This window comes from Streptomyces sp. NPDC045026 (assembly GCF_056432625.1).
The window spans coordinates 90,273-109,474 of the sequence record NZ_JBWKIS010000004.1 but is presented as its reverse complement, the minus strand read 5'-3'; the positions used below and the strand labels follow the sequence as shown (position 1 = coordinate 109,474).

At 70.7% G+C, this 19,202-nt stretch carries 16 protein-coding genes; 14 read left to right on the top strand and 2 right to left on the bottom strand.

Features of this window, described 5'->3' with window-relative positions:
- The first annotated feature begins 58 nt into the window (after positions 1 to 58).
- The 4 genes from glgC to AC07EJ_RS11035 all read left to right on the top strand — a co-directional run bounded on the left by glgC (position 59) and on the right by AC07EJ_RS11035 (position 7,071).
- On the top strand, positions 59 to 1,279 hold the full coding sequence (glgC, locus tag AC07EJ_RS11050; RefSeq protein ID WP_389484465.1) for a glucose-1-phosphate adenylyltransferase: 1,221 nt from the start codon (positions 59 to 61) through the stop codon (positions 1,277 to 1,279).
- Positions 1,280 to 1,443: 164 nt separating this feature from the next.
- Positions 1,444 to 3,789, top strand: coding sequence for a GH92 family glycosyl hydrolase (locus tag AC07EJ_RS11045; RefSeq protein ID WP_478884085.1), 2,346 nt, complete (start codon positions 1,444 to 1,446; stop codon positions 3,787 to 3,789).
- A 159-nt stretch (positions 3,790 to 3,948) separates the two neighbouring features.
- Positions 3,949 to 5,355 (top strand): wax ester/triacylglycerol synthase family O-acyltransferase, encoded by a 1,407-nt coding sequence (locus AC07EJ_RS11040; RefSeq protein ID WP_478884084.1) that lies wholly within the window; start codon positions 3,949 to 3,951, stop codon positions 5,353 to 5,355.
- A gap of 204 nt (positions 5,356 to 5,559) precedes the next feature.
- The gene (locus AC07EJ_RS11035; protein WP_389484473.1) at positions 5,560 to 7,071 is read left to right on the top strand and encodes an SDR family NAD(P)-dependent oxidoreductase; all 1,512 of its coding nucleotides are present in this window, start codon (positions 5,560 to 5,562) and stop codon (positions 7,069 to 7,071) included.
- A 12-nt stretch (positions 7,072 to 7,083) separates the two neighbouring features.
- Here AC07EJ_RS11035 and AC07EJ_RS11030 read toward each other — a convergent pair whose 3' ends face one another.
- Both AC07EJ_RS11030 and AC07EJ_RS11025 read right to left on the bottom strand, forming a co-directional pair.
- Positions 7,084 to 7,905, bottom strand: coding sequence for an SDR family oxidoreductase (locus AC07EJ_RS11030; RefSeq protein ID WP_389484475.1), 822 nt, complete (start codon positions 7,903 to 7,905; stop codon positions 7,084 to 7,086).
- Between the two features lie 39 nt (positions 7,906 to 7,944).
- Positions 7,945 to 8,526, bottom strand: a complete 582-nt coding sequence (locus AC07EJ_RS11025) for an inositol oxygenase family protein (protein ID WP_393581529.1) — start codon at positions 8,524 to 8,526, stop codon at positions 7,945 to 7,947.
- A gap of 169 nt (positions 8,527 to 8,695) precedes the next feature.
- On the opposite strand from AC07EJ_RS11025, the gene crcB (AC07EJ_RS11020) reads away from it, so the two are divergent.
- The 10 genes from crcB (AC07EJ_RS11020) (at position 8,696) to AC07EJ_RS10975 (ending at position 19,184) form a co-directional block, all read left to right on the top strand.
- Positions 8,696 to 9,181, top strand: a complete 486-nt coding sequence (gene crcB, locus AC07EJ_RS11020; protein ID WP_389484480.1) for a fluoride efflux transporter CrcB — start codon at positions 8,696 to 8,698, stop codon at positions 9,179 to 9,181.
- Positions 9,178 to 9,534, top strand: a complete 357-nt coding sequence (locus tag AC07EJ_RS11015; RefSeq protein ID WP_478884083.1) for a DUF190 domain-containing protein — start codon at positions 9,178 to 9,180, stop codon at positions 9,532 to 9,534. Before crcB (AC07EJ_RS11020) ends, AC07EJ_RS11015 begins: the two co-directional genes overlap by 4 nt.
- On the top strand, positions 9,531 to 9,905 hold the full coding sequence (gene crcB / locus AC07EJ_RS11010) for a fluoride efflux transporter CrcB (RefSeq protein ID WP_389484485.1): 375 nt from the start codon (positions 9,531 to 9,533) through the stop codon (positions 9,903 to 9,905). Before AC07EJ_RS11015 ends, crcB (AC07EJ_RS11010) begins: the two co-directional genes overlap by 4 nt.
- Before the next feature lie 122 nt (positions 9,906 to 10,027).
- A complete protein-coding gene (locus AC07EJ_RS11005) occupies positions 10,028 to 10,813 on the top strand; it encodes a DUF4142 domain-containing protein (RefSeq protein ID WP_389484487.1) in 786 nt (261 codons plus the stop codon).
- 318 nt (positions 10,814 to 11,131) lie between these two features.
- Positions 11,132 to 11,305, top strand: a complete 174-nt coding sequence (locus AC07EJ_RS11000) for a hypothetical protein (RefSeq protein ID WP_100592955.1) — start codon at positions 11,132 to 11,134, stop codon at positions 11,303 to 11,305.
- A gap of 53 nt (positions 11,306 to 11,358) precedes the next feature.
- On the top strand, positions 11,359 to 11,838 hold the full coding sequence (locus AC07EJ_RS10995; RefSeq protein WP_389484489.1) for a GNAT family N-acetyltransferase: 480 nt from the start codon (positions 11,359 to 11,361) through the stop codon (positions 11,836 to 11,838).
- Positions 11,839 to 12,085: 247 nt separating this feature from the next.
- On the top strand, positions 12,086 to 14,449 hold the full coding sequence (locus AC07EJ_RS10990) for an alpha-L-fucosidase (RefSeq protein WP_478884082.1): 2,364 nt from the start codon (positions 12,086 to 12,088) through the stop codon (positions 14,447 to 14,449).
- A gap of 197 nt (positions 14,450 to 14,646) precedes the next feature.
- On the top strand, positions 14,647 to 16,533 hold the full coding sequence (locus AC07EJ_RS10985) for a family 20 glycosylhydrolase (RefSeq protein WP_389484494.1): 1,887 nt from the start codon (positions 14,647 to 14,649) through the stop codon (positions 16,531 to 16,533).
- A gap of 33 nt (positions 16,534 to 16,566) precedes the next feature.
- Positions 16,567 to 18,132: an alpha-L-fucosidase gene (locus AC07EJ_RS10980; protein ID WP_478884081.1), complete on the top strand. Its 1,566-nt coding sequence runs from the start codon at positions 16,567 to 16,569 to the stop codon at positions 18,130 to 18,132.
- A 212-nt stretch (positions 18,133 to 18,344) separates the two neighbouring features.
- Positions 18,345 to 19,184, top strand: a complete 840-nt coding sequence (locus AC07EJ_RS10975) for a formylglycine-generating enzyme family protein (protein WP_478884259.1) — start codon at positions 18,345 to 18,347, stop codon at positions 19,182 to 19,184.
- Positions 19,185 to 19,202 lie beyond the last annotated feature (18 nt).

The following is a 19,202-nucleotide window of genomic DNA, read 5'->3' as shown; positions in this document are numbered from 1 at the left end:
CAAGGCGAAGCAGATCCTCAAGGCGAAGTAGATCCTCAAGGCGAAGCTGGGGGCTGGTATGCGCGGTGGACCTTCGGTGCTCGGGATCGTGCTGGCGGGCGGGGAGGGCAAGCGGTTGATGCCCCTCACGGCCGACCGGGCGAAACCGGCGGTCACCTTCGGCGGCACGTACCGCCTCGTCGACTTCGTCCTGTCCAACCTCGTCAACGCGGACATCCTGCGCATCTGCGTCCTGACCCAGTACAAGTCCCACTCGCTCGACCGGCACGTCACGACCACCTGGCGCATGTCGAGCCTGCTCGGCAACTACGTCACGCCCGTCCCGGCCCAGCAGCGGCTCGGCCCGCGCTGGTACCTCGGCAGCGCGGACGCCATCCTCCAGTCGCTGAACCTGGTCCACGACGAACAGCCGGACTACATCGCGGTGTTCGGGGCCGACCACGTCTACCGCATGGACCCGCGCCAGATGCTTCAGCAGCACGTCGAGAGCGGCGCGGGCGTCACGGTCGCGGGCATCCGCGTACCCCGCGCGGATGCCTCGGCCTTCGGGATCATCACGCCGGCCGGTGACGGCACACGCGTCGACCGCTTCCTGGAGAAGCCGGCCGACCCGCCCGGCATCCCCGGCTCCCCGCACCAGGTCTTCGCCTCCATGGGCAACTACGTCTTCACCACGAAGACCCTCATCGACGCGTTGCAGCAGGACTCCGAGGTGCCGAACTCCGTTCATGACATGGGCGGTTCGATCCTGCCGATGCTCACCGAGCGCGGCGTCGCCCAGCTCTACGACTTCGACGGCAACCACGTCCCCGGCGAGACGCCCCACGAGCACGGCTACTGGCGCGACGTCGGCACCCTCGACGCGTACTACGAGGCCCACCTCGATCTGCTCTCGGACAAGCCCGCCTTCAACCTCGACAACCGGCGCTGGCCCATCTACACGCACCCCGGGCAGCTGCCGCCCGCCAAGTTCTGCGCGGGCGGCATCGCGGGCCAGTCGATCGTCAGTCCGGGCTGCGTCATCCGCGGCCAGGTCACGCGGTCCGTCCTGTCCCCGGGCGTCACCGTCGAGGAAGGCGCAGTCGTCCAGGGCTCGGTCCTGCACGACAACGTCCGGATCGGCAGGGGCGCCGTGGTGCGCGGAGCCGTACTCGACAAGAACGTGGACGTCCCGCCGGGAGCGACCATCGGCGTCAACCCGGGACGTGACGCCGAGTTGTACACGGTGTCGAAGGGCGGGGTGATCGCGCTCGGGAAGGGCCGACAGGTCGTGGCCTGAAGGTTCCTGATCCAGCGAAAGACCCTCGTCGGCGGATGCCCTGAGCGGTGTCTCGTTCGCAGGCTCCCGCTGTCGTGTCCCTTGACGAGTACACGCACGCGCCAGAAGAATGACCGCGCTGCGCTTTGACAACGTTGTCTAGGACTCTAGGAGGCGGTCTCGCCATGAGATGGACCCAACGGCTGCGCGGAGCGGGGACGGCGGTGGCGGCGGCCGCGCTCCTGGGCGGTGCGCTCGCCGTGCCGTCGGCCCAGGCGGCCGCGACCTCCGACGAGGGCCGGCTCACCGATCTGGTCAACCCGTTCATCGGCACGGAGAACGAGGGCAACACCTACCCGGGCGCCGCCGTGCCCTTCGGCATGGTGCAGTTCTCGCCCGACACCGGCCACAACACGGGTTACGACTACTCGGAGAACCACATCCGCGGCTTCTCCACCGTGCATCTGTCCGGCGTCGGCTGCGGCCTCGGCGGCGATCTGCCGGTGCTGCCCACGACCGGCGACATCACGTCGACCGACTACGCGAAGTACGCGGCCGAGTTCAGCCACGACGACGAGAAGGCGAGCCCGGGGTCGTACAAGGTCGGCCTCAAGACGGGCATCGAGGCGGAGCTGACCGCGACGAAGCGGACCGGCGTGCAGCGCTACACCTTCCCCGCCACCGACAAGGCCAACGTCCTCATCAACGCCGGCCAGTCGCTGCACAAGACCCTGAACACCAAGGTCGAGATCCTCGACAACCGCACCGTGCGGACGGCCATCACCGGCAGCGGCTTCTGCCAGGACACGAAGCCGTACACGGTGTATACGATCACGCACTTCGACCGGCCGTTCACCACGTCGGGCACGTGGAAGGGCGACGCGGTCACCGAGGGCTCGAAGGAGTCGACGGCCGGCGGTGAACGCAGCGGCGCGTATGTGCGCTTCGACACCTCCAAGGACCGCAGTGTCGAGGCGACCACCGCGATCTCGTACGTCGACGCCAAGGGCGCTGCGCTCAACCTCCGTTCCGAGGGCGGCCGTTCGTACGACCGTGTCGAGCACGCCGCGCAGGCCGCGTGGGAGGACCGGCTCGACGACGTCAAGGCGCAGGGCGGCAGCGACACGCTCCGCCGCACCTTCTACTCGTCCCTGTACCGCTCGTTCCTCGCGCCGAACATCGGCAGCGACGTCGACGGCCGCTACACCGGCTGGGACCAGAAGATCCACCGGGCCAAGGGCTACACGTACTACCAGAACTGGTCCCTGTGGGACACCTACCGCACGCAGGCGCAGCTCCTGTCGCTGCTCGCGCCGCGCGAGTCCCGCGACATGGCGATCTCCGTCATCAAGATCGACGAGGAGAGCGGCTGGCTGCCCAAGTGGGGCTACGGCACGGTCGAGACGAACATCATGACGGGTGACCCGGTCACTCCGTTCCTCACCAACGCCTATCAGCAGGGCCTGCTCAAGGGGTATGAGGAGCAGGCGTACCGCGCGCTGAAGAAGAACGCCGACGGGGTCCCGCCCGCCGACTCCGCGCCGGTGGGCCGAGAGGCCAACAAGGAGTACATCGCGGACGGCTTCGCGCCGTACATCAAGGACCGCGCGCATGTGAAGCCGGGCGACTCCGACTACGACCACGGCGCCTCCGCGACCCTGGAGTACGCGCTGTCCGACGCGATGCTCGGGCAGATGGCGAAGGACCTGGGCCACAAGGACGACGCGGCGCGGTACACGCAGCGGGCGCAGAACTACCGGAAGATCTTCGACAGTTCGACGGGCTTCTTCCGGGCGCGGGACGCGGCGGGCACCTTCACGGGCCCGGCCGACCCCGCCAAGAGCGAGGGCTTCCACGAGGGCACGTCCTGGCAGTACCAGTGGCTCGTCCCGCAGGACCTGCCGGGCATGGTCGGCCTGATCGGCGGCACGAAGCCGGCCAACGACCGCCTCGACTCGTTCTTCGCGTACGACCAGCTGGTGCAGGACCCGGCGAAGACCGCCCGCGAGGTGTGGGTGAACGGTCCGTACGACTACTACAACGCGGACAAGTACAACCCGCAGAACGAGCCCGACCTGATCGCGCCGTACACCTACCTCTCGACCGGCCAGCCCTGGAAGACCACCGACGTGGTGCACGCCGCGCTCACGCTCTTCACCGACGCCCCGACGGGCATGACCGGTAATGACGACCTCGGGACCATGTCCGCCTGGAACGTCCTGTCGTCGATCGGTATCTTCCCGGTCCAGCCCGGCACGGACACCTGGGGCCTTTCGACCCCGGTCTTCGAACGGGTGGACGTGACCCTCGACCGGCGCTACTACCCGAAGGGCCGCCTCACGGTGAAGGCTCCGGGGACCTCGGACACGGCGCGGTACATCCAGTCGGCCCAGACCGACGGGACCGCTTTGGGGAAGACGTATCTGACGACGGACGACATCCGCGGGCTGCGGGAGCTGTCCTTCACGGTCGGCGACAAGCCCTCCACCTGGGGCACCTCCGCCGACGCGGCGCCGCCGGCGCTGAAGTAACGCACCACACGCCCCACCGGCACCACGAGACCCGCCCTTTCATCGAAGGGGCGGGTCTTAATCTGTTGTTTACTGTGTGTAGCTTGATCGTACTTGACCGTAATCACTGGAGAGCGGTTGACTGCTTTCCCCCCGTCGTCGAACGCGAGAGCGGCCTCAGTGAACTCTCAGCAGTCCCAGCACACGCGGCCCGCGCCGAGCCCGGACCTCCTCGCACCACTCGACCTGGCGTTCTGGAACATCGAGACCGCCGAACACCCCATGCACCTGGGCGCGTTGGGGGTGTTCGCCGCGGACTCGCCGGGCGACGCCCGGCACGCGGTGGAGCTCCTCGCCGCCCGCGCCCCTGCCGTCCCCGGCCTGCGCATGCGCATCCAGGGGGTACGGATCCCCATCGGCGGCGCGGCACGCGTGCCCGTGCCCGACTTCGACCCGCTCGACCACGTACGGCTGGCCGATCCCACCGCGGACTTCCACGCGGCGGCCGGTGCCCTGATGGAGCGGCCGCTCGACCGGGCGAGGCCCCCGTGGGAGGCCCATGTCCTGCCGGGCGCGGACGGCACCTCGTTCGCCGTCCTGTTCAAGTTCCACCACGCGCTGGCCGACGGGCTGCGGGCGCTGACGCTCGCCGCCGGTGTGATGGACCCGATGGACCTGCCCGTCTCCCGGACGGCGCCCGCCGCCGAGCCGCCCCGTGGATTCCGGCTGCCGTTTCCCGGCATGCACGACCTGCGGCTGGGCGACCTCGACCCGCGCAAGCTCCCCGGCCTCCTGCGGGACAGCGCCTCCAGTGCCGTCACGGCACTCGACATCGGCACCTCCGTCGTCCGCGCCACCTGGGACGTCCACACCTCGCCCGCCTTCTCCTCGAACGCCACGGGCACCCGGCTCACCGAGGGAGTCGTCCTCGAACTCGACGATGTGCACCGGGTGCGCAAGACGGTCGGCGGCACCGTCAACGACGTCCTCATCGCCGTCGTCGCCGGGGCTCTGCGGCGCTGGCTCGAAGAGCGCGGCAACGGCAGCGAAGGGGTGCGCCCGCGGGCCCTGATCCCCGTCTCGCGGCGCCGTCCCCGTACGGCCCACCCCCAGGGCAACCGGCTCTCCGGCTACCTGGTGAAGCTGCCGGTGGACGAGGGGGACCCGCTCGCCCGGCTGCGCTCGGTGCGCACGGCCATGGACCACAACAAGGACGCGGGCCCGCAGCGCGGCGCCGGCGCCGTGGCCCTGCTCGCCGACCACGTGCCGCCGCTCGGGCACCTGCTCGGCGGGCCCGTCGTCGCCCACGCGGCCCGGCTCCTGTTCGACATCCTCGTCACGAGCGTCCCGCTGCCGAGCCTCGGCCTGCGGCTCGGCGGCTGCCCGCTCACCGAGGTCTACCCCCTGGCGCCGCTGGCCCAGGGGCAGTCCCTCGCGGTCGCGGTGTCGACGTACCGGGGGCGTGTCCACTACGGCCTGGTCGCCGACGCGGAAGCGGTCCCCGACCTGGACGTGCTCGCCACCGGCATCCGCGAGGAGCTCGCGGCGCTGGTGCGGGTGTGCGAGACGAAGCGGGGGACGGTCTGACGGCCGTCCCGGTCGCCACCGGCGGCGCCCTTCGGCTGCAGTGGATCAAGGTCCAGGACCGACGTTCCCGGCCGGGCCCGGGAGCGGGATAAACTGCCCACTTGGCGGAATGTCGACAGCAGGTTGTAAGGTTCCGCCTTTTGGGAGTATCCGCGGTCACTCACAGCACGCCGCGGTCCGAGTGACGCGAGGAACGCAGCGGCGATGACGATGACAGAAGACAGCCCGACGGGCGCCACCGACGCCACGGTGGTGTCGCAGGAGTCGTTCGGCCCAGGGATCGACCCCGAGCGGCTCGCCGTCTGCCTGAGCGTGCTCGACGAACTCGACAAGCTGGATGTCGACCACCCCGACGCGATCCAGGTCCGGCGGGCCACGGCCGGCATCTACCGGACCGTGAAGCAGCGCCGCCGCCAGGACCGCCGCGCCGCGAAGACCGCCCACGACAAGGCCGTCACCGAGGCGACCGCGACCGGCTCCGCCGAGCGCATCGACGACGAGACCGAGGGCCTCCTGCCGTCCTCGCGGGTCGAGGAGGGCAAGCTCGCGGGGATACTCCAGCGTCCCCGCTCCTGCTACACCTGCAAGGCCCGGTACGTCGAGGTCGACTACTTCTACCACCAGCTCTGTCCCGAGTGCGCCGCCCTGAACCGCGCCAAGCGCGACATCCACGCCGACCTCTCCGGCAAGCGCGCCCTGCTCACCGGCGGCCGCGCCAAGATCGGCATGTACATCGCGCTGCGCCTGCTGCGTGACGGCGCACACACGACGATCACGACGCGGTTCCCCAAGGACGCCATCCGCCGCTTCAAGGCGATGGACGACTCGGCGGACTGGATGGACCGACTCGAGGTCGTCGGCATCGACCTGCGGGACCCGGCCCAGGCCGTGGCCCTGGCCGAGCAGGTCGCCGAGCAGGGCCCGCTGGACATCCTCATCAACAACGCGACGCAGACCGTACGCCGGCTGCCCTCCGCGTACGCCGCCCTCGTCGACGGCGAGAGCGCCCCGCTGCCGGCCGGCGAGCTGCCCGCCCACCACGTCATCGGCGCGTTCAACTCCGGCGCGGTCGACGGCCTGGCCGCGCTGCCCGCCGGTATCGCCGGCATCGACGCCCAGCAGGTCGCCGATCTCGCCCTGGTCGCGGGCAACGCCAGCGTCGCCCGGCACCGCGACGGCAGCGCCATCGACGCGGGCGGCCTCGTCCCGGACGTCGTCGACAGCAACACCTGGGTGCAGACCATCGACCAGATCTCCCCGGTGGAGCTGCTCGAGACCCAGCTGTGCAACTACACGTCGCCGTTCATCCTGATCAGCGCGCTGCGTCCGGCGATGGCCGACGCCGCGAAGAAGGCGTCGAGCGGGCGCGCCTACGTCGTGAACGTCTCGGCGATGGAGGGCGTCTTCGGCCGCGGCTACAAGGGCGCGGGGCACCCGAACACGAACGCCGCGAAGGCCGCCATGAACATGGTGACGCGGACCAGCGCCCAGGAGATGTTCCAGACCGACGGCATCCTCATGACCTCGGTCGACACCGGCTGGATCACCGACGAGCGCCCTCACTACGACAAGCTGCGCCTCGCCGACGAGGGCTTCCACGCCCCCCTCGACCTGATCGACGGCGCGGCCCGCGTCTACGACCCGGTCGTCCGCGGCGAGGCCGGCGAGGACCTGTACGGCGTCTTCCTGAAGGACTACGCGCCCGGCAAGTGGTAGTGCCGCAGTGCCCTAGCGAGTGTCCGGCAGCCGGTGACGGAGCTGCTGGTGGACGGCATCGGTCAGGCCCGCGGACGCGGCCCTGACCCGGGTTCCGCCGTCCACCAGAAGGTCGGCCCCCGTCACCCAGGCCGCCTCGTCCGACACCAGCCAGCGCACCGCGCCGGCCACGTCCACCGGCTCCCCGATCCGGCCCAGCGGCAGCCCCGCCGCCACGGACGCCTCGGCGTCCTCCCACACGAAGCGCGCCATCTCCGTGCGCACGAGACCGGGTGACACGGAGTTGACCCGCACCAACGGGGCCAGTTCGCCCGCGAGTTGCTGTGTCAGGTGCAGCAGCGCGGCCTTGCTCGTCCCGTAGGCGCCCACGCGCGGGCCGACGTGCCCGGCGCCCTCCGTGCAGATGTTCACCACGGCCCCGCCGTGCTCCGACATCCACGCCCGCCAGGCGCACTGCACGAGCCGCAGCGGCGCCTCCACGTTGACGGCGAACGCCTCGCGCCAGACCTCCGGATCCGCCTCCATCAGCGGCCCGTACGGCTCATTGGTCGCGGCGTTGTTCACCACGATGTCGAGTCGGCCGAAGGCGTCGAGCGCCCGCTCCGTCAGCTCCCACAGATGCGCGGGATCCGCGACGGACCCGGCGAGTCCCGTGGCTTCGGCGCCGCTCTCCGTCAGCGCGGCGACGGTCTCGCGGACCCCGTCCGGATCGCGTGCCGTCACACACACCCGCGCCCCCGCGCCCGCGAGCGCCTCGGCGACGGCCCGGCCGATGCCCCGCGACCCCCCGGTCACGACGGCCACCCTGCCTTCCAGCGAGAGCTCCGAAGTCATGGGGCGTACGGTCTCATGACGGGACGTCAGTCCGACATGTCAACTACGTAGTGATGATGTGAAGTTGGTGGACCGGTACCCCTGCGCGACCAGCTCGGCCACCGGCCGCCAGTCCTCCATCACCCCGGCGTCGAGGCCCACGACCTTGCCCGCGTCGTCCGCCTGACGCAGCGTCACCGCGTCGTCGGCCAGCGGGTCATGAGCGAAGGCCGCCGCCTCCTCGGGCGTCATCGGACCGCCCTGCGCCTCCAGCGTGAGCGCGCTCTGCGGCGACAGTCCGCGCGCCGGGTCCGACGCCGCCAGGTAGCGCTTCGCCGGGACGTGCAGCTGCACGAGGCGCGCGACCCGCTCCCCGAGCAGCCCCCGTACCGCGTCCGCCGCCGTGTCCGCGTGGCCCGCGTCGTCACCCGGCCGCAGCAGATGACCTATGTCGTGGACGAGCCCCGCGAGCTGGAGCTCCTTGTCGCTGGGGTGGCCGCGGCGCAGCAGCGCGGCGGTCTGCAGCGCGTGGTCGTGCAGGTCGACCGGGTCCCCGCTGCGGTCGGGGGTGTCCCACGCGCCGCGGCAGGCGTGCAGAAGATCCATCAGCTCGTCGACGCTGCGCAGCTCGACCCGTGCCATGTGTGGCTCCTCCCTGGACCCGTTCGCCGGTGTCCCGGCAGGACACCATGGCCATCTTTCGCCGGGGACAACGGGACATTAACGGCGCGTCCGGACCGGCGATAAGCTGACCGCGGCAGTGATCTTCAGTGCCGGCGCGGCTGCGGGGCCGAGGAGGAGACGGACACGGATGGCAGGCGGGCAGTCCCCGGCGGTGGACGAACCCAGTGATCCGGACTTCGATCTGCGCGTGCCGGACCAGCGGCGGAGCGGTCTGCGGGCGCAGGGCCCGGTCGTGGCGGTGGTGTCGCTCGGCGGTGCCGTCGGCGCCTGCGCCCGCTACGGCGCCGGGCTCCTGTGGCCCACATCGCCGGGCGCCTTCCCGTGGACGACCCTGGGGGTGAACGCGCTCGGCTGTTTCGTGATCGGCGTGTTCATGGTGATCATCACCGATGTGTGGGCGGCGCACCGCCTGGTGCGGCCGTTCTTCGGCACCGGTGTCCTGGGCGGCTTCACCACGTTCTCCACGTACGCGGTGGACGTCCAGCGGCTGGTGGACGGCGGCCGGGTCCGGACGGGCCTGGTCTATCTCGCGGCGACACTCCTGGTGGCGCTCGCCGCGGTCGCACTCGCGGTGGAGCTGACGCGCCGCGTACTGGCGTGGAGGAAGCGATGACGCGACTGACCGGGCGGGCACTGCGTGTGACGGTCTTCGTCGGTGAGCACGACACCTGGCACCGCAAGCCCCTGTACAGCGAGATCGTGCACCGGGCGCACAAGGCGGGCCTCGCGGGGGCGAGCGTCTTCCGCGGCATCGAGGGGTTCGGGGCGTCGTCCCTGATCCACACCTCGCGGCTGCTCTCGCTCAGCGAGGACCTGCCCGTGGCCGTCGTGATCGTCGACACCGAGGAGCGGGTCCGGGCGTTCCTGCCGGAGCTGGACGAGCTGGTGTCCGAGGGCCTGGTCATGATCGACGACTGCGAGGTCATCCGGTACGTGGGCCGCGAGAACGGCGGAACGCGGGCGTGAACTGGCTCCTCGTGATCGCCGGGGCGATGGTGGGCGCCCCGCTGCGCTATCTCACCGACCGGGCCGTGCAGACCCGCCACGACAGCGTGTTCCCGTGGGGCACGTTCACGGTGAACGTCTGCGGCTGCCTCGTGCTCGGGCTGCTGACCGGCGCTGTCGCCGCGGGCGCGGCCTCGTCGCAGGTGCAGCTCCTCATCGGCACGGGCCTGTGCGGCGCCCTGACGACGTACTCGACGTTCTCCTACGAGACCCTGCGCCTCGGCGAGGACGGGGCGCGGCTCTTCGCCGTGGCCAACGTGGTCGCGAGCGTCATCGCCGGACTCGGCGCCGCCTTCGCGGGGGTCGCCCTCGCGGACGCCCTCTGGGGTTAGCGCCCCTCGGTCGAAAAAGACGGGACGAAAGTCTGAACGCCCCACCCGTCACGTCCGTACCCTCCCGTACCAACAAGTAGCTCGCCCGCGCGGCGAGTTGACGCCGGTATTGGGAGGACTGCTTGCGACGCATCAACGGGACCGCGCTCATCTTCGCCGCTCTGGTCGCCACCCTGGGCGCGCTCGCCTTTCCGATCTGGTCGTACGCCGACCGCTCGGGCACCGGGCCGGCCAATCTGAACGCGGGCAGCGTGGCCACCCAGTGGGGTCCCCTGTCGGCCACCGACCGGGACTTCCTGGTCAAGGTGCGGCTCGCCGGGCTCTGGGAGATCCCGGCCGGCCAGCAGGCGATGGAGCGGGCGCCGACGCAGGCGATCAGGATGGCGGGCGACCACCTCGTCGTCGGCCACACCGACCTCGACAAGCGCGTCCGGTCGGTTGCGGGCCGGCTCGGCGTGGAGCTGCCGAACCAGCCCAACCCTCAGCAGCAGGGCTGGCTCGACCAGCTGACCGCCGCGAGCGGCAAGGACTACGAGAACAAGTTCGCCAACCTGCTGCGCGACTCGCACGGCAAGGTCTTCGCGCTGATCGCCCAGGTCCGCCACACCACCCGCAACACCCTCGTCCGCGAGCTCGCCACCGACGCCAACCAGACCGTCCTCGACCACATCACCATGCTGGAGAACACCGGCGACGTGGACTTCGACGCCATCGCGAACGAGGCGGCGGGCAGCGCCACTGCCAGCCCCACCGGACCGCCGCCCCCGGGAGGTGTGCTGCCGCCCGCCCCGAATCCCGCCGAGCCTTCCGGTTCGCCGTACGTGACGTCCCAGCCGTCGGCCGAGCCGACCGATGATCCGGGGCGATCGATCAACACGGACCGGCCTGATCCAGACGAAGGGCCCTAGCCATCGCCCAGTCGGGTGTCATATCTCCGATGGCCGAATGAATCCCCGGCGACCCTCAGCCGTCTCTCTGGTTTCGGCCCCATCGAGCGGGGCCCTGCTCATATGGGTACTCTGTAGCCGAACGGACAGCACAACGTGGTCCTACCAGCACCCGTGGTCCGTCGCGGGACGGCCTCATCCTGGGCCGCCCAAGCAGGAAACCGGCGCCACCGCGCCCGAACCGGTATCGAAACCAGGCCCGACCGGGCGCCGGACGCCCGACGGGAACGCCGGGCGGGACGCGCCGGACAGGGTTACCCGACACACAAGGAGTGCGCGGTGACACCAGAGAAGACGAATCGCGAGCAGCGCCCCCGAGAACGCACGGAGCGCGCGGGACGACGGCCCGAGAAGCTGGGCAGCCTCGACGTCTGGGCCCGTTCGGCCCCCATCAGGCTCGCGGGCTACGAGGACGACCTCGCCGAGCCCCACATCCTCCCGAGCGTGGACTGACGGGCCCCCGCCCCGTAACGGTCCCTGACCGGCCGCGTGCCAGACTCACGTGCATGCTGATCAGGGACGCAGAGGACAAGGACTGGGCGCAGATCTGGCCGTTCTGGCGGCGGATCGTCCGATCCCGCGAGACGTACGCCTGGGACCCGGACACCCCCGAGGCGCAGGCCCGGACCCTGTGGATGGGTCCGGGCAAGCGCGTGTACGTCGCCGAGGTGGACGGCGCTGTCGTCGGCTCGGCCTACGTCGCGCCGAACTACGGCGGTCCCGCCGCCGGCATCGCGAACGCGGGCTTCATGGTCGACCCCGCCCACGCCGGCCGCGGCATCGGCCGCACCCTTGCCGAGTACGTTCTGGAGCGAGCGAAGGCCGACGGCTACCGCGCCATGGTGTTCAACGCGGTCGTCGAGACCAACCCCGCCGTCGGCCTGTGGACCTCCCTCGGCTTCACGGTCCTGGGCACGGTCCCGGACGCGTTCGAGCACGCCCGGCACGGCCGGGTGGGGCTGCACATCATGTACCGCGCGCTGTGACGCGGCGGCCCCCGACGGTCCCGGGTCCCCGCAGACCGGTGTCGCGCCTTCTTCGCACCCGCTGACAGACGGCCGTTTTCGGACATTCGTCACGGGTGTCCGCTGAGGGATCCGTGCGGATGAGCGGTCATCGGATCACTCTCTCAACTTCCGCCTCTGCGCGGCCCATTGACGTGTCCGCGGACCCCTACCATCATCAGACCTCCGATGAATGCCCAGCCTTGAGCCGCATCAGGGAGTGCTGAGTATGAGTTCGTACCCAAGACGCCAGGTCCTCGGAACAGCGGCGGGCGTGGCCGCCGCGGCCGCGGTGCCGCTCGTCGCCGCCGGACCGGCGGCCGCGTCCGACGCGACGGCCACCGAGCGGACCGCCTCCGCGGACGCCGTCTGGGGCCCCGTCCCCGACCCGGTGCCCGTACCGCTCGATGACCACTTCGACAACGACGGCGTCGACACCTCGGCCGCCCGCGGCGGCGACTTCGACGGCAGCGGCTACACCTTCCCCGGCGAGGAGCTGCCCGCGGGGCGCGTCGAACTCGACGGGATCACCTACGACTTCCCGTCGTCGGCGGCGGGCGCGAAGAACAACATCGTGGCCCTGGGGCAGCGCATCGAGCTGCCCCAGGGCCACTATCTGTCCGCCCTGTTCCTCACCGCGGGCAGCTACGGCAACGCGTCCGGCAGCGCGACCGTCCACTATGCCGACGGCTCCACCACGAGCGCCGGACTCGGCGGCGCCGACTGGTACTCCTCCGGCGGCCCCCTCTCCGTCGCCTACCGCTACAAGCCCGACGGCACCAAGGACACCAGCCGCGTCGGCATCGGCACCAGCGAGATACCCCTCGACGCGCAGCGCGAGGCCGTCGCGATCACCCTGCCCGAGCTCAACCCGGCCGAGGAGAACAAGACCGCCCTGCACGTCTTCGCACTCTCGCTCCAGCCGGCCGCGCAGGGCCGGGCGCTGGCGCTGCGCGACGCGCACTCCACGTTCTCGCTCCTGGAGTCCACCGGCGCGCAGAGCGTCGAGGCGACCGTCGTGAACGCGGGCACCGTCGGCATCGTCACCGCCGACGCCCTCACCGTCAGCGTCGACGTCCCCGGCGCCCGCACCGTCGAGCCCGCCCGCGTCACGCGCCTCGCCCCCGGTGAGCAGGCCCGCGTCCGCGTCGGCATCCGCAACCGCGCGGGCACCGCGCCCGGCACGATCCAGGACGGCAAGGTCGTCGCCACCGGCCGCGGGCAGCAGGCCGCCGCCAGCGCCAGGAAACTCACGCTCGGCGTCCCCGACTACCAGCCGACCGACGCCTCGCTCTCCGGACACCAGGCCCCGTACTGGTTCCACTCCGCGAAGTTCGGCATCTTCATCCACTGGGGCGTCTACTCGGTGCCCGCGTGGGCACCGGTCGGCAAGCAGTACGCCGAGTGGTACTGGGACCAGATGCAGGACCCGAACAACCCGACGTACGCCCATCACAAGGCCACGTACGGCGAGGACTTCGCGTACGACGACTTCATCCCGATGTTCACCGCGAAGAAGTGGGACCCGCGCGCGTGGGTCGAACTGTTCCGGGACGCGGGCGCCCAGTACCACGTCCTCACGTCCAAGCACCACGAGGGCTTCGCGCTCTGGGACACCAAGGTGTCGGACCGCAACTCCGTGAAGATGGGCCCCAAGCGGGACATCATCAAGGAGCTCTTCGACGCGTCCCGCCGCTACACCCCCGAACTGCACCGCGGCCTGTACTTCTCGATGCCCGAGTGGTTCAACCCCGACAACCCGTGGATGGGGCACGCCCCGCGCAACCCGTACACCCTGGAGCCCGTCCCCTACACCGGCTACACCTCCGGCAAGGACTACGTGAAGGGCCTCCAGGCCCCCCAGATGCTGGAACTCATCCACGACTACGACCCGCAGCTCCTGTGGTGCGACATCGGCGGCGTCAACGACTCGCTCAACGTCCTCGCCGAGTTCTTCAACCACGGCAAGAACCGCCCGAAGCCCTACGAGGTGGCCGTCAACAACCGCTCCGGGATCGGCTTCCACGACTTCACGACACCCGAGTACACGACGTACGACAACACCGTCGTCGCCAAGTGGGAGTCCAGCCGCGGACTCGACCCCTACAGCTACGGCTACAACGCCGAGACGCCCGACGACAAGTACATGACCACCGAGGAGGTCGTGCACAGCCTCGTCGACATCGTGTCGAAGAACGGCAACTTCCTCCTCGACATCGGGCCGCGCGCCGACGGCACCATCCCGGAGATCATGCAGACCCGGCTGCGTGAGACGGGCCACTGGCTCAAGGTCAACGGCGAGGCCATCTACGACACCACGTACTGGTCACGGATGGCGCAGCTCGGCGAGGACCTGCGGTTCACGGTCAGGCCGAACAAGGCGTTCTACATCCACTCGCTCGCCGAGCCGGGCGCGACGCTCACGGTCGAGGCCGCGGTGCCGGTCAGGGCCGGGGACAAGGTCACGATGCTCGGCTACGACCGTCCGCTCAACTGGCGTACCACGGGCGGGAAGTTCGTCGTGGACGTACCGGCGGCGGCACGCGCGGCGGGCGAGCACGTGTGGGTGTTCAAGGTGGAGTGGAAGGGCTGAGGCATGACGGGGTGAACCCGTGAGTGAGTGAGGAGTGGGTGAGCGGCGGCGGGCGGGTCGGGGGACTTCCGCCGCCGCCCGTCGCGCGTTCCCTACCCAGTCCTCTGATTCATCCGATGAGTTCTGCGAGATGTCCAAGTGATCGCAGGGAACGATCCATTGACACTCCCTCACGAGGGCTTGAATCATCGGACCTCATGACGGATCCGAGCTACAAGATCGCGCCCCGGCGACGTAGACACCGACTGATCGGCACCGTAGCGGCTTTCCTCCTGCTTGCGGCGCCGGCCCCCCTGGCGCGGGCGGCACCCCAGGACCCCATGCCCCGCACCCTGCCGAGCCTTACCAACTGGACTCCAGGGCAGGGTGGTTACTCCTACGGTCCCGGCGCCCGCCTGGTCGCGCACGACGCCGCCTCGCGCCGCGTCGCCGCCACCCTCGCCGATGACCTGCGGGCCGCGGGCAAGGGCGCCGTGCCGGTCACCGGCGGTCCGTCCCGTGCCGGCGACATCGTGGTCGATGTGGAGCCGTCGAAGAGCGGATCCCTGGGCGCCGAGGGCTACGAACTCCGCGCCGCACAGCGGCTCGAGATCACCGGAGCGGCCGAAGCCGGAGCCTTCTACGGCACCCGCACGCTCCTCCAGCTCCTCGCCCAGGGCGACCAGGTGCCGGCCGGACGCACCGTGGACGTGCCCCGGTACAAGGAACGCGGCGTCGGCGTCTGCGCCTGCTACGTGCACATCTCCACGGACTGGATGGAGAACCTGGTGCGCGACATGGCGTACCACAAGCTCAACCAGCTGCTCGTCGAGCTGAAGGTGAAGAGCGACCGGCACCCCGAGGCCAACACCTGGGGCTACTACACCAAGAGCGAGATCCGCCGCCTCGTCGCGCTCGGCGAGAAGTACCACGTCACCATCGTTCCGGAGATCAACTCCCCGGGGCACATGGACCCCTGGATCGAGAACCGCCCCGACCTCCAGCTCACCGACTCCGACGGCAAGCCGCAGCCGTCCCGCCTCGACATCACCGCACCCGCGGCCTTCGACTACTACAAGAGCCTCATCGACGAGTACGGCGAAGTCTTCCCCGCCAAGTGGTGGCACATGGGCGCCGACGAGTACATGCTCGGTTCGGACTTCGCCAAGTACCCGCAGATCGACGCGTACGCGAAGAAGAAGTACGGCGAGAACGCCACGCCCCAGGACGCGTTCATCGACTTCGTCAACCGTGTTGACGAGTACGCCGCGAGCAAGGGCAAGCGGCTGCGCATCTGGAACGACGGCCTGACCGGCGCCAACACCGTCCCGGTGACGGCCGGCACGACCATCGAGCACTGGCTCGGCGTCAACGTGAAGCCGAGCGAGCTGATCGCGCAGGGCTACCCCGTGATGAACTCCGCCTACGCCCTCTACCTCGTGCGCGGCGGCTTCCACACCGACACGCAGAAGCTCTACGACGAGCAGTGGGATCCGCGCAGCTTCGAGGGCGAGAAGCTCGCCTCCCGCGACGGCATCACCGGCGCCAAGATCAGCCTGTGGCCCGACAACGGGCGGGGCGAGACGGAGAACGAGGTCGCCGCTGCGGCCCGGCTGCCCCTGAGTCACATCGCGCAGGCGACGTGGAGCGACCCGCACCCCGACGCGACATACGCCGGCTTCACCGCACGGGCCGAGGCCGTCGGCCGGGCACCGGGACAGCGCGACCTGACACGGCCGCCCGTTGCCGACGGCACGTACACCCTCGCCGACACGCGCCACCACACCCAGGCGGCCGGCTTCGAGCTCACCCGCACCCCGGACGGCTATCTCACCCTCAAGTCCACCGCGACCGGGAGCTGCCTGGAGACCCGCAGCGGAAAGCTCACCCTCAACGTGCCGCTGCAGCCCGGCTCGGCGGTGACGCAGGAGACCTGCGACGCGAAGAACACCCTTCAGCGCTGGCAGGTGTCCCGCGCCGGCGGTGGCTACGTGCTCACCAACGCCGTCACGCGCATGACCCTCGACGCGACATCCGACGGACGTCTCGTGCAGAACCCGCCCGACCAGCAGACCCCGACCACCTGGACGCTGACCCAGCGCTGAACCGGCGCTGTCCCGAAGGGATCCCACCCGCAGATGACCGTCAGCAGACGACTCTTCATGGCCGCCGCCGTGACCACGGCCGTGGCCGCGTCGAGCAACTCCCTCGCCCTGGCCGCCCCGGCAGCGAGCCGCACCACGGCGGAAGAACCCCACTTCCGCATCCCCATCAGCACCGCGGACTCCCCGGAGGAACTGGTCGCCAAGGCCTCCCGGGTCCGCCCGACGAAGCGTCAGATCGTTTGGCAGAGCCTGGAGAAGACCGCCTTCCTGCACTTCGGCGTGAACACCTTCACCGGCCTCGAATGGGGCACCGGCGACGAGGACCCGAACGTCTTCCAGCCGACGGGTCTCGACACCGACCAGTGGGCACGCGCGCTGCGCGACGGCGGATTCAAGCTCGCCATTCTCACGGTCAAGCACCACGACGGCTTCGTCCTCTACCCGTCCCGCTACACCAAGCACAGTGTCGCGTCGAGCAGTTGGCGCGCAGGACAGGGCGACGTCCTGCGCTCCTTCGCCGGCTCCATGCGCAAGTACGGCATCAAGGTCGGCGTCTACATCTCGCCCGCGGACGAGAACCAGTACCTCGACGGCGTCTACGCGAACGGCAGCGAACGGTCCGCCCGCACCATCCCCACACTCGTCGACGGCGACGACCGGTCGGGTGACAGCCCGCGCACGTTCACGCTCGACGCGACCGACTACGGCGCCCACATGCTCAACCAGCTCTACGAGGTGCTCACCGAGTACGGGCCCGTCGACGAGGTGTGGTTCGACGGCGCGCAGGGCCGCATCCCGCCGGAGAAGGTCGAGACGTACGACTGGGACAGCTGGTACGCGGTGATCCGCGCGCTCGCCCCCGGCGCCACCATGGCGGTGCGCGGACCGGACGTGCGCTGGGTGGGCAACGAGGGCGGGCTGGCGCGCGAGGACGAGTGGAGCGTCGTCCCGGTCAAGGACTCGGGCAACGGAAGCGTCGACTACGCCCTGCGGTACGACGCGCCGGACCAGGGCAGCCGTGACGCGCTCGCGCAGTCGCGCTCCGTGGCCCAGTACCTCCAGTGGTGGCCCGCCGAGTGTGACGTCTCCATCAGGCCCGGATGGTTCTACCACGCGGACCAACAGCCCAAGAGCGTCGACCAGTTGGCCGACATCTGGTTCCGGTCGGTGGGCCGCAACTCCGTGCTGCTGCTCAACATCCCGCCGGACACGGACGGCCTGCTGCCCGCGGCGGACGTGGCACGGCTCAAGGAGTTCCGCGAGCGCATCGACCGCGAACTGCCCGAGGACCTGGTGGACGGCGCCCGCGTGCGCGACGACGGCGAGGGCATCCGTACCGTCGATCTGCGCACGGCCAGGGAGGTCGACCGGATCCGACTCGCCGAGGACATTCGGCACGGGCAGCAGGTGGAGCAGTTCGTCGTGGAGGCGAAGTCCGGCGGCGCCTGGACCGAGGTGGCGCGGGCCGGGACGATCGGCGCGAGCCGGGTCCTGGTCCTGCCGGCGCCGGTGACGGCCCGCGAGTGGCGCCTGCGGATCACGCAGACCCGCACCGGCCCGCACATCGCACGGTTCGGGCTCTACCGCTCCCGGGTCTGAGCCGGGAGACGGGGCGTGGGGTGGCCCGCCGGGCGCGGGCCACCCCACGCGTGCGAGGATCGGCCGCAATCGGTCCAGAGTGTGTACGAGGCGGAACCATGACTGCGGAAGACGTGACCCCGAAGGCCTGCTGCGCCGCGCGCCGTGAAGGCGGCGGCGAGCCGCAGCCCCTGCGCCTCGCCCCGACGGCCCGGCGCGCCTCGGGAAAGGGCATGGCGACCCTGCCCGGCGGCACGTTCCGCATGGGCAACGAGGACGACCGGGCCAACCCCGGCGACGGCGAGGGGCCGGTCCGCGAGGTCACCGTCGGCCCCTTCCGGATCGACGAACACGCCGTCACCAACGCCCAGTTCGCGACCTTCGTCAAGGACACCGGCTTCGTGACCGCCGCCGAGCGCTTCGGCTGGTCGTACGTCTTCGCCGGGTTCCTCGACCCCAGCCTCGCCCGCGCGACGCCCGCTCCCGCAGGCACCCCCTGGTGGCGCGGTGTCGAGGGAGCGACCTGGCGCACCCCGGAGGGCCCCGGCTCGGGCATCGGGGACCGGGCGCGGCACCCCGTGATCCACGTCGGCTGGGACGACGCGAGCGCCTACGCCGCCTGGGCCGGCAAGCGTCTGCCCACGGAGGCCGAGTGGGAGTACGCGGCCCGCGGCGGCCTCGACCAGGCCCGCTACCCGTGGGGCGACGAGCTGACTCCGCGCGGCCACTGGCGCTGCAACATCTGGCAGGGTGAGTTCCCCGTCGTGAACACCGGCGAGGACGGGCACACCGGCACGGCGCCGGTCGACGCCTACCGGCCCAACGCGTACGGCCTTTACAACACCGTCGGCAACGTGTGGGAGTGGGTCGCCGACCGGTTCACCGCCGAGCACCCGGCGGGACCGCTCACCGACCCGCAGGGCCCCGCCGAGGGGGACACGCGGGTGATGCGCGGCGGCTCGTACCTGTGCCACGACTCGTACTGCAACCGCTACCGCGTGGCCGCGCGCACCGCCAACACACCGGACTCCAGCAGTGGGAACTGCGGCTTCCGGTGCGCGGCGGACGTGTAGGGCCTGGTCGGCCCTGGG

Excerpts from the sequence above, each read along its gene's own strand:
- glgC (WP_389484465.1), top strand. The coding sequence starts at position 59 with ATGCGCGGTGGACCTTCGGTGCTCGGGATCGTGCTGGCGGGCGGGGAG.
- AC07EJ_RS10975 (WP_478884259.1), top strand. The coding sequence starts at position 18,345 with ATGGCGACCCTGCCCGGCGGCACGTTCCGCATGGGCAACGAGGACGAC.
- AC07EJ_RS10990 (WP_478884082.1), top strand. The coding sequence starts at position 12,086 with ATGAGTTCGTACCCAAGACGCCAGGTCCTCGGAACAGCGGCGGGCGTG.
- AC07EJ_RS11030 (WP_389484475.1), bottom strand. The coding sequence starts at position 7,905 with ATGACTTCGGAGCTCTCGCTGGAAGGCAGGGTGGCCGTCGTGACCGGG.
- AC07EJ_RS11025 (WP_393581529.1), bottom strand. The coding sequence starts at position 8,526 with ATGGCACGGGTCGAGCTGCGCAGCGTCGACGAGCTGATGGATCTTCTG.
- AC07EJ_RS10985 (WP_389484494.1), top strand. The coding sequence starts at position 14,647 with ATGACGGATCCGAGCTACAAGATCGCGCCCCGGCGACGTAGACACCGA.
- crcB (WP_389484480.1), top strand. The coding sequence starts at position 8,696 with ATGGCAGGCGGGCAGTCCCCGGCGGTGGACGAACCCAGTGATCCGGAC.
- AC07EJ_RS11035 (WP_389484473.1), top strand. The coding sequence starts at position 5,560 with ATGACGATGACAGAAGACAGCCCGACGGGCGCCACCGACGCCACGGTG.
- AC07EJ_RS11045 (WP_478884085.1), top strand. The coding sequence starts at position 1,444 with ATGAGATGGACCCAACGGCTGCGCGGAGCGGGGACGGCGGTGGCGGCG.
- AC07EJ_RS10980 (WP_478884081.1), top strand. The coding sequence starts at position 16,567 with ATGACCGTCAGCAGACGACTCTTCATGGCCGCCGCCGTGACCACGGCC.
- AC07EJ_RS11015 (WP_478884083.1), top strand. The coding sequence starts at position 9,178 with ATGACGCGACTGACCGGGCGGGCACTGCGTGTGACGGTCTTCGTCGGT.
- AC07EJ_RS10995 (WP_389484489.1), top strand. The coding sequence starts at position 11,359 with ATGCTGATCAGGGACGCAGAGGACAAGGACTGGGCGCAGATCTGGCCG.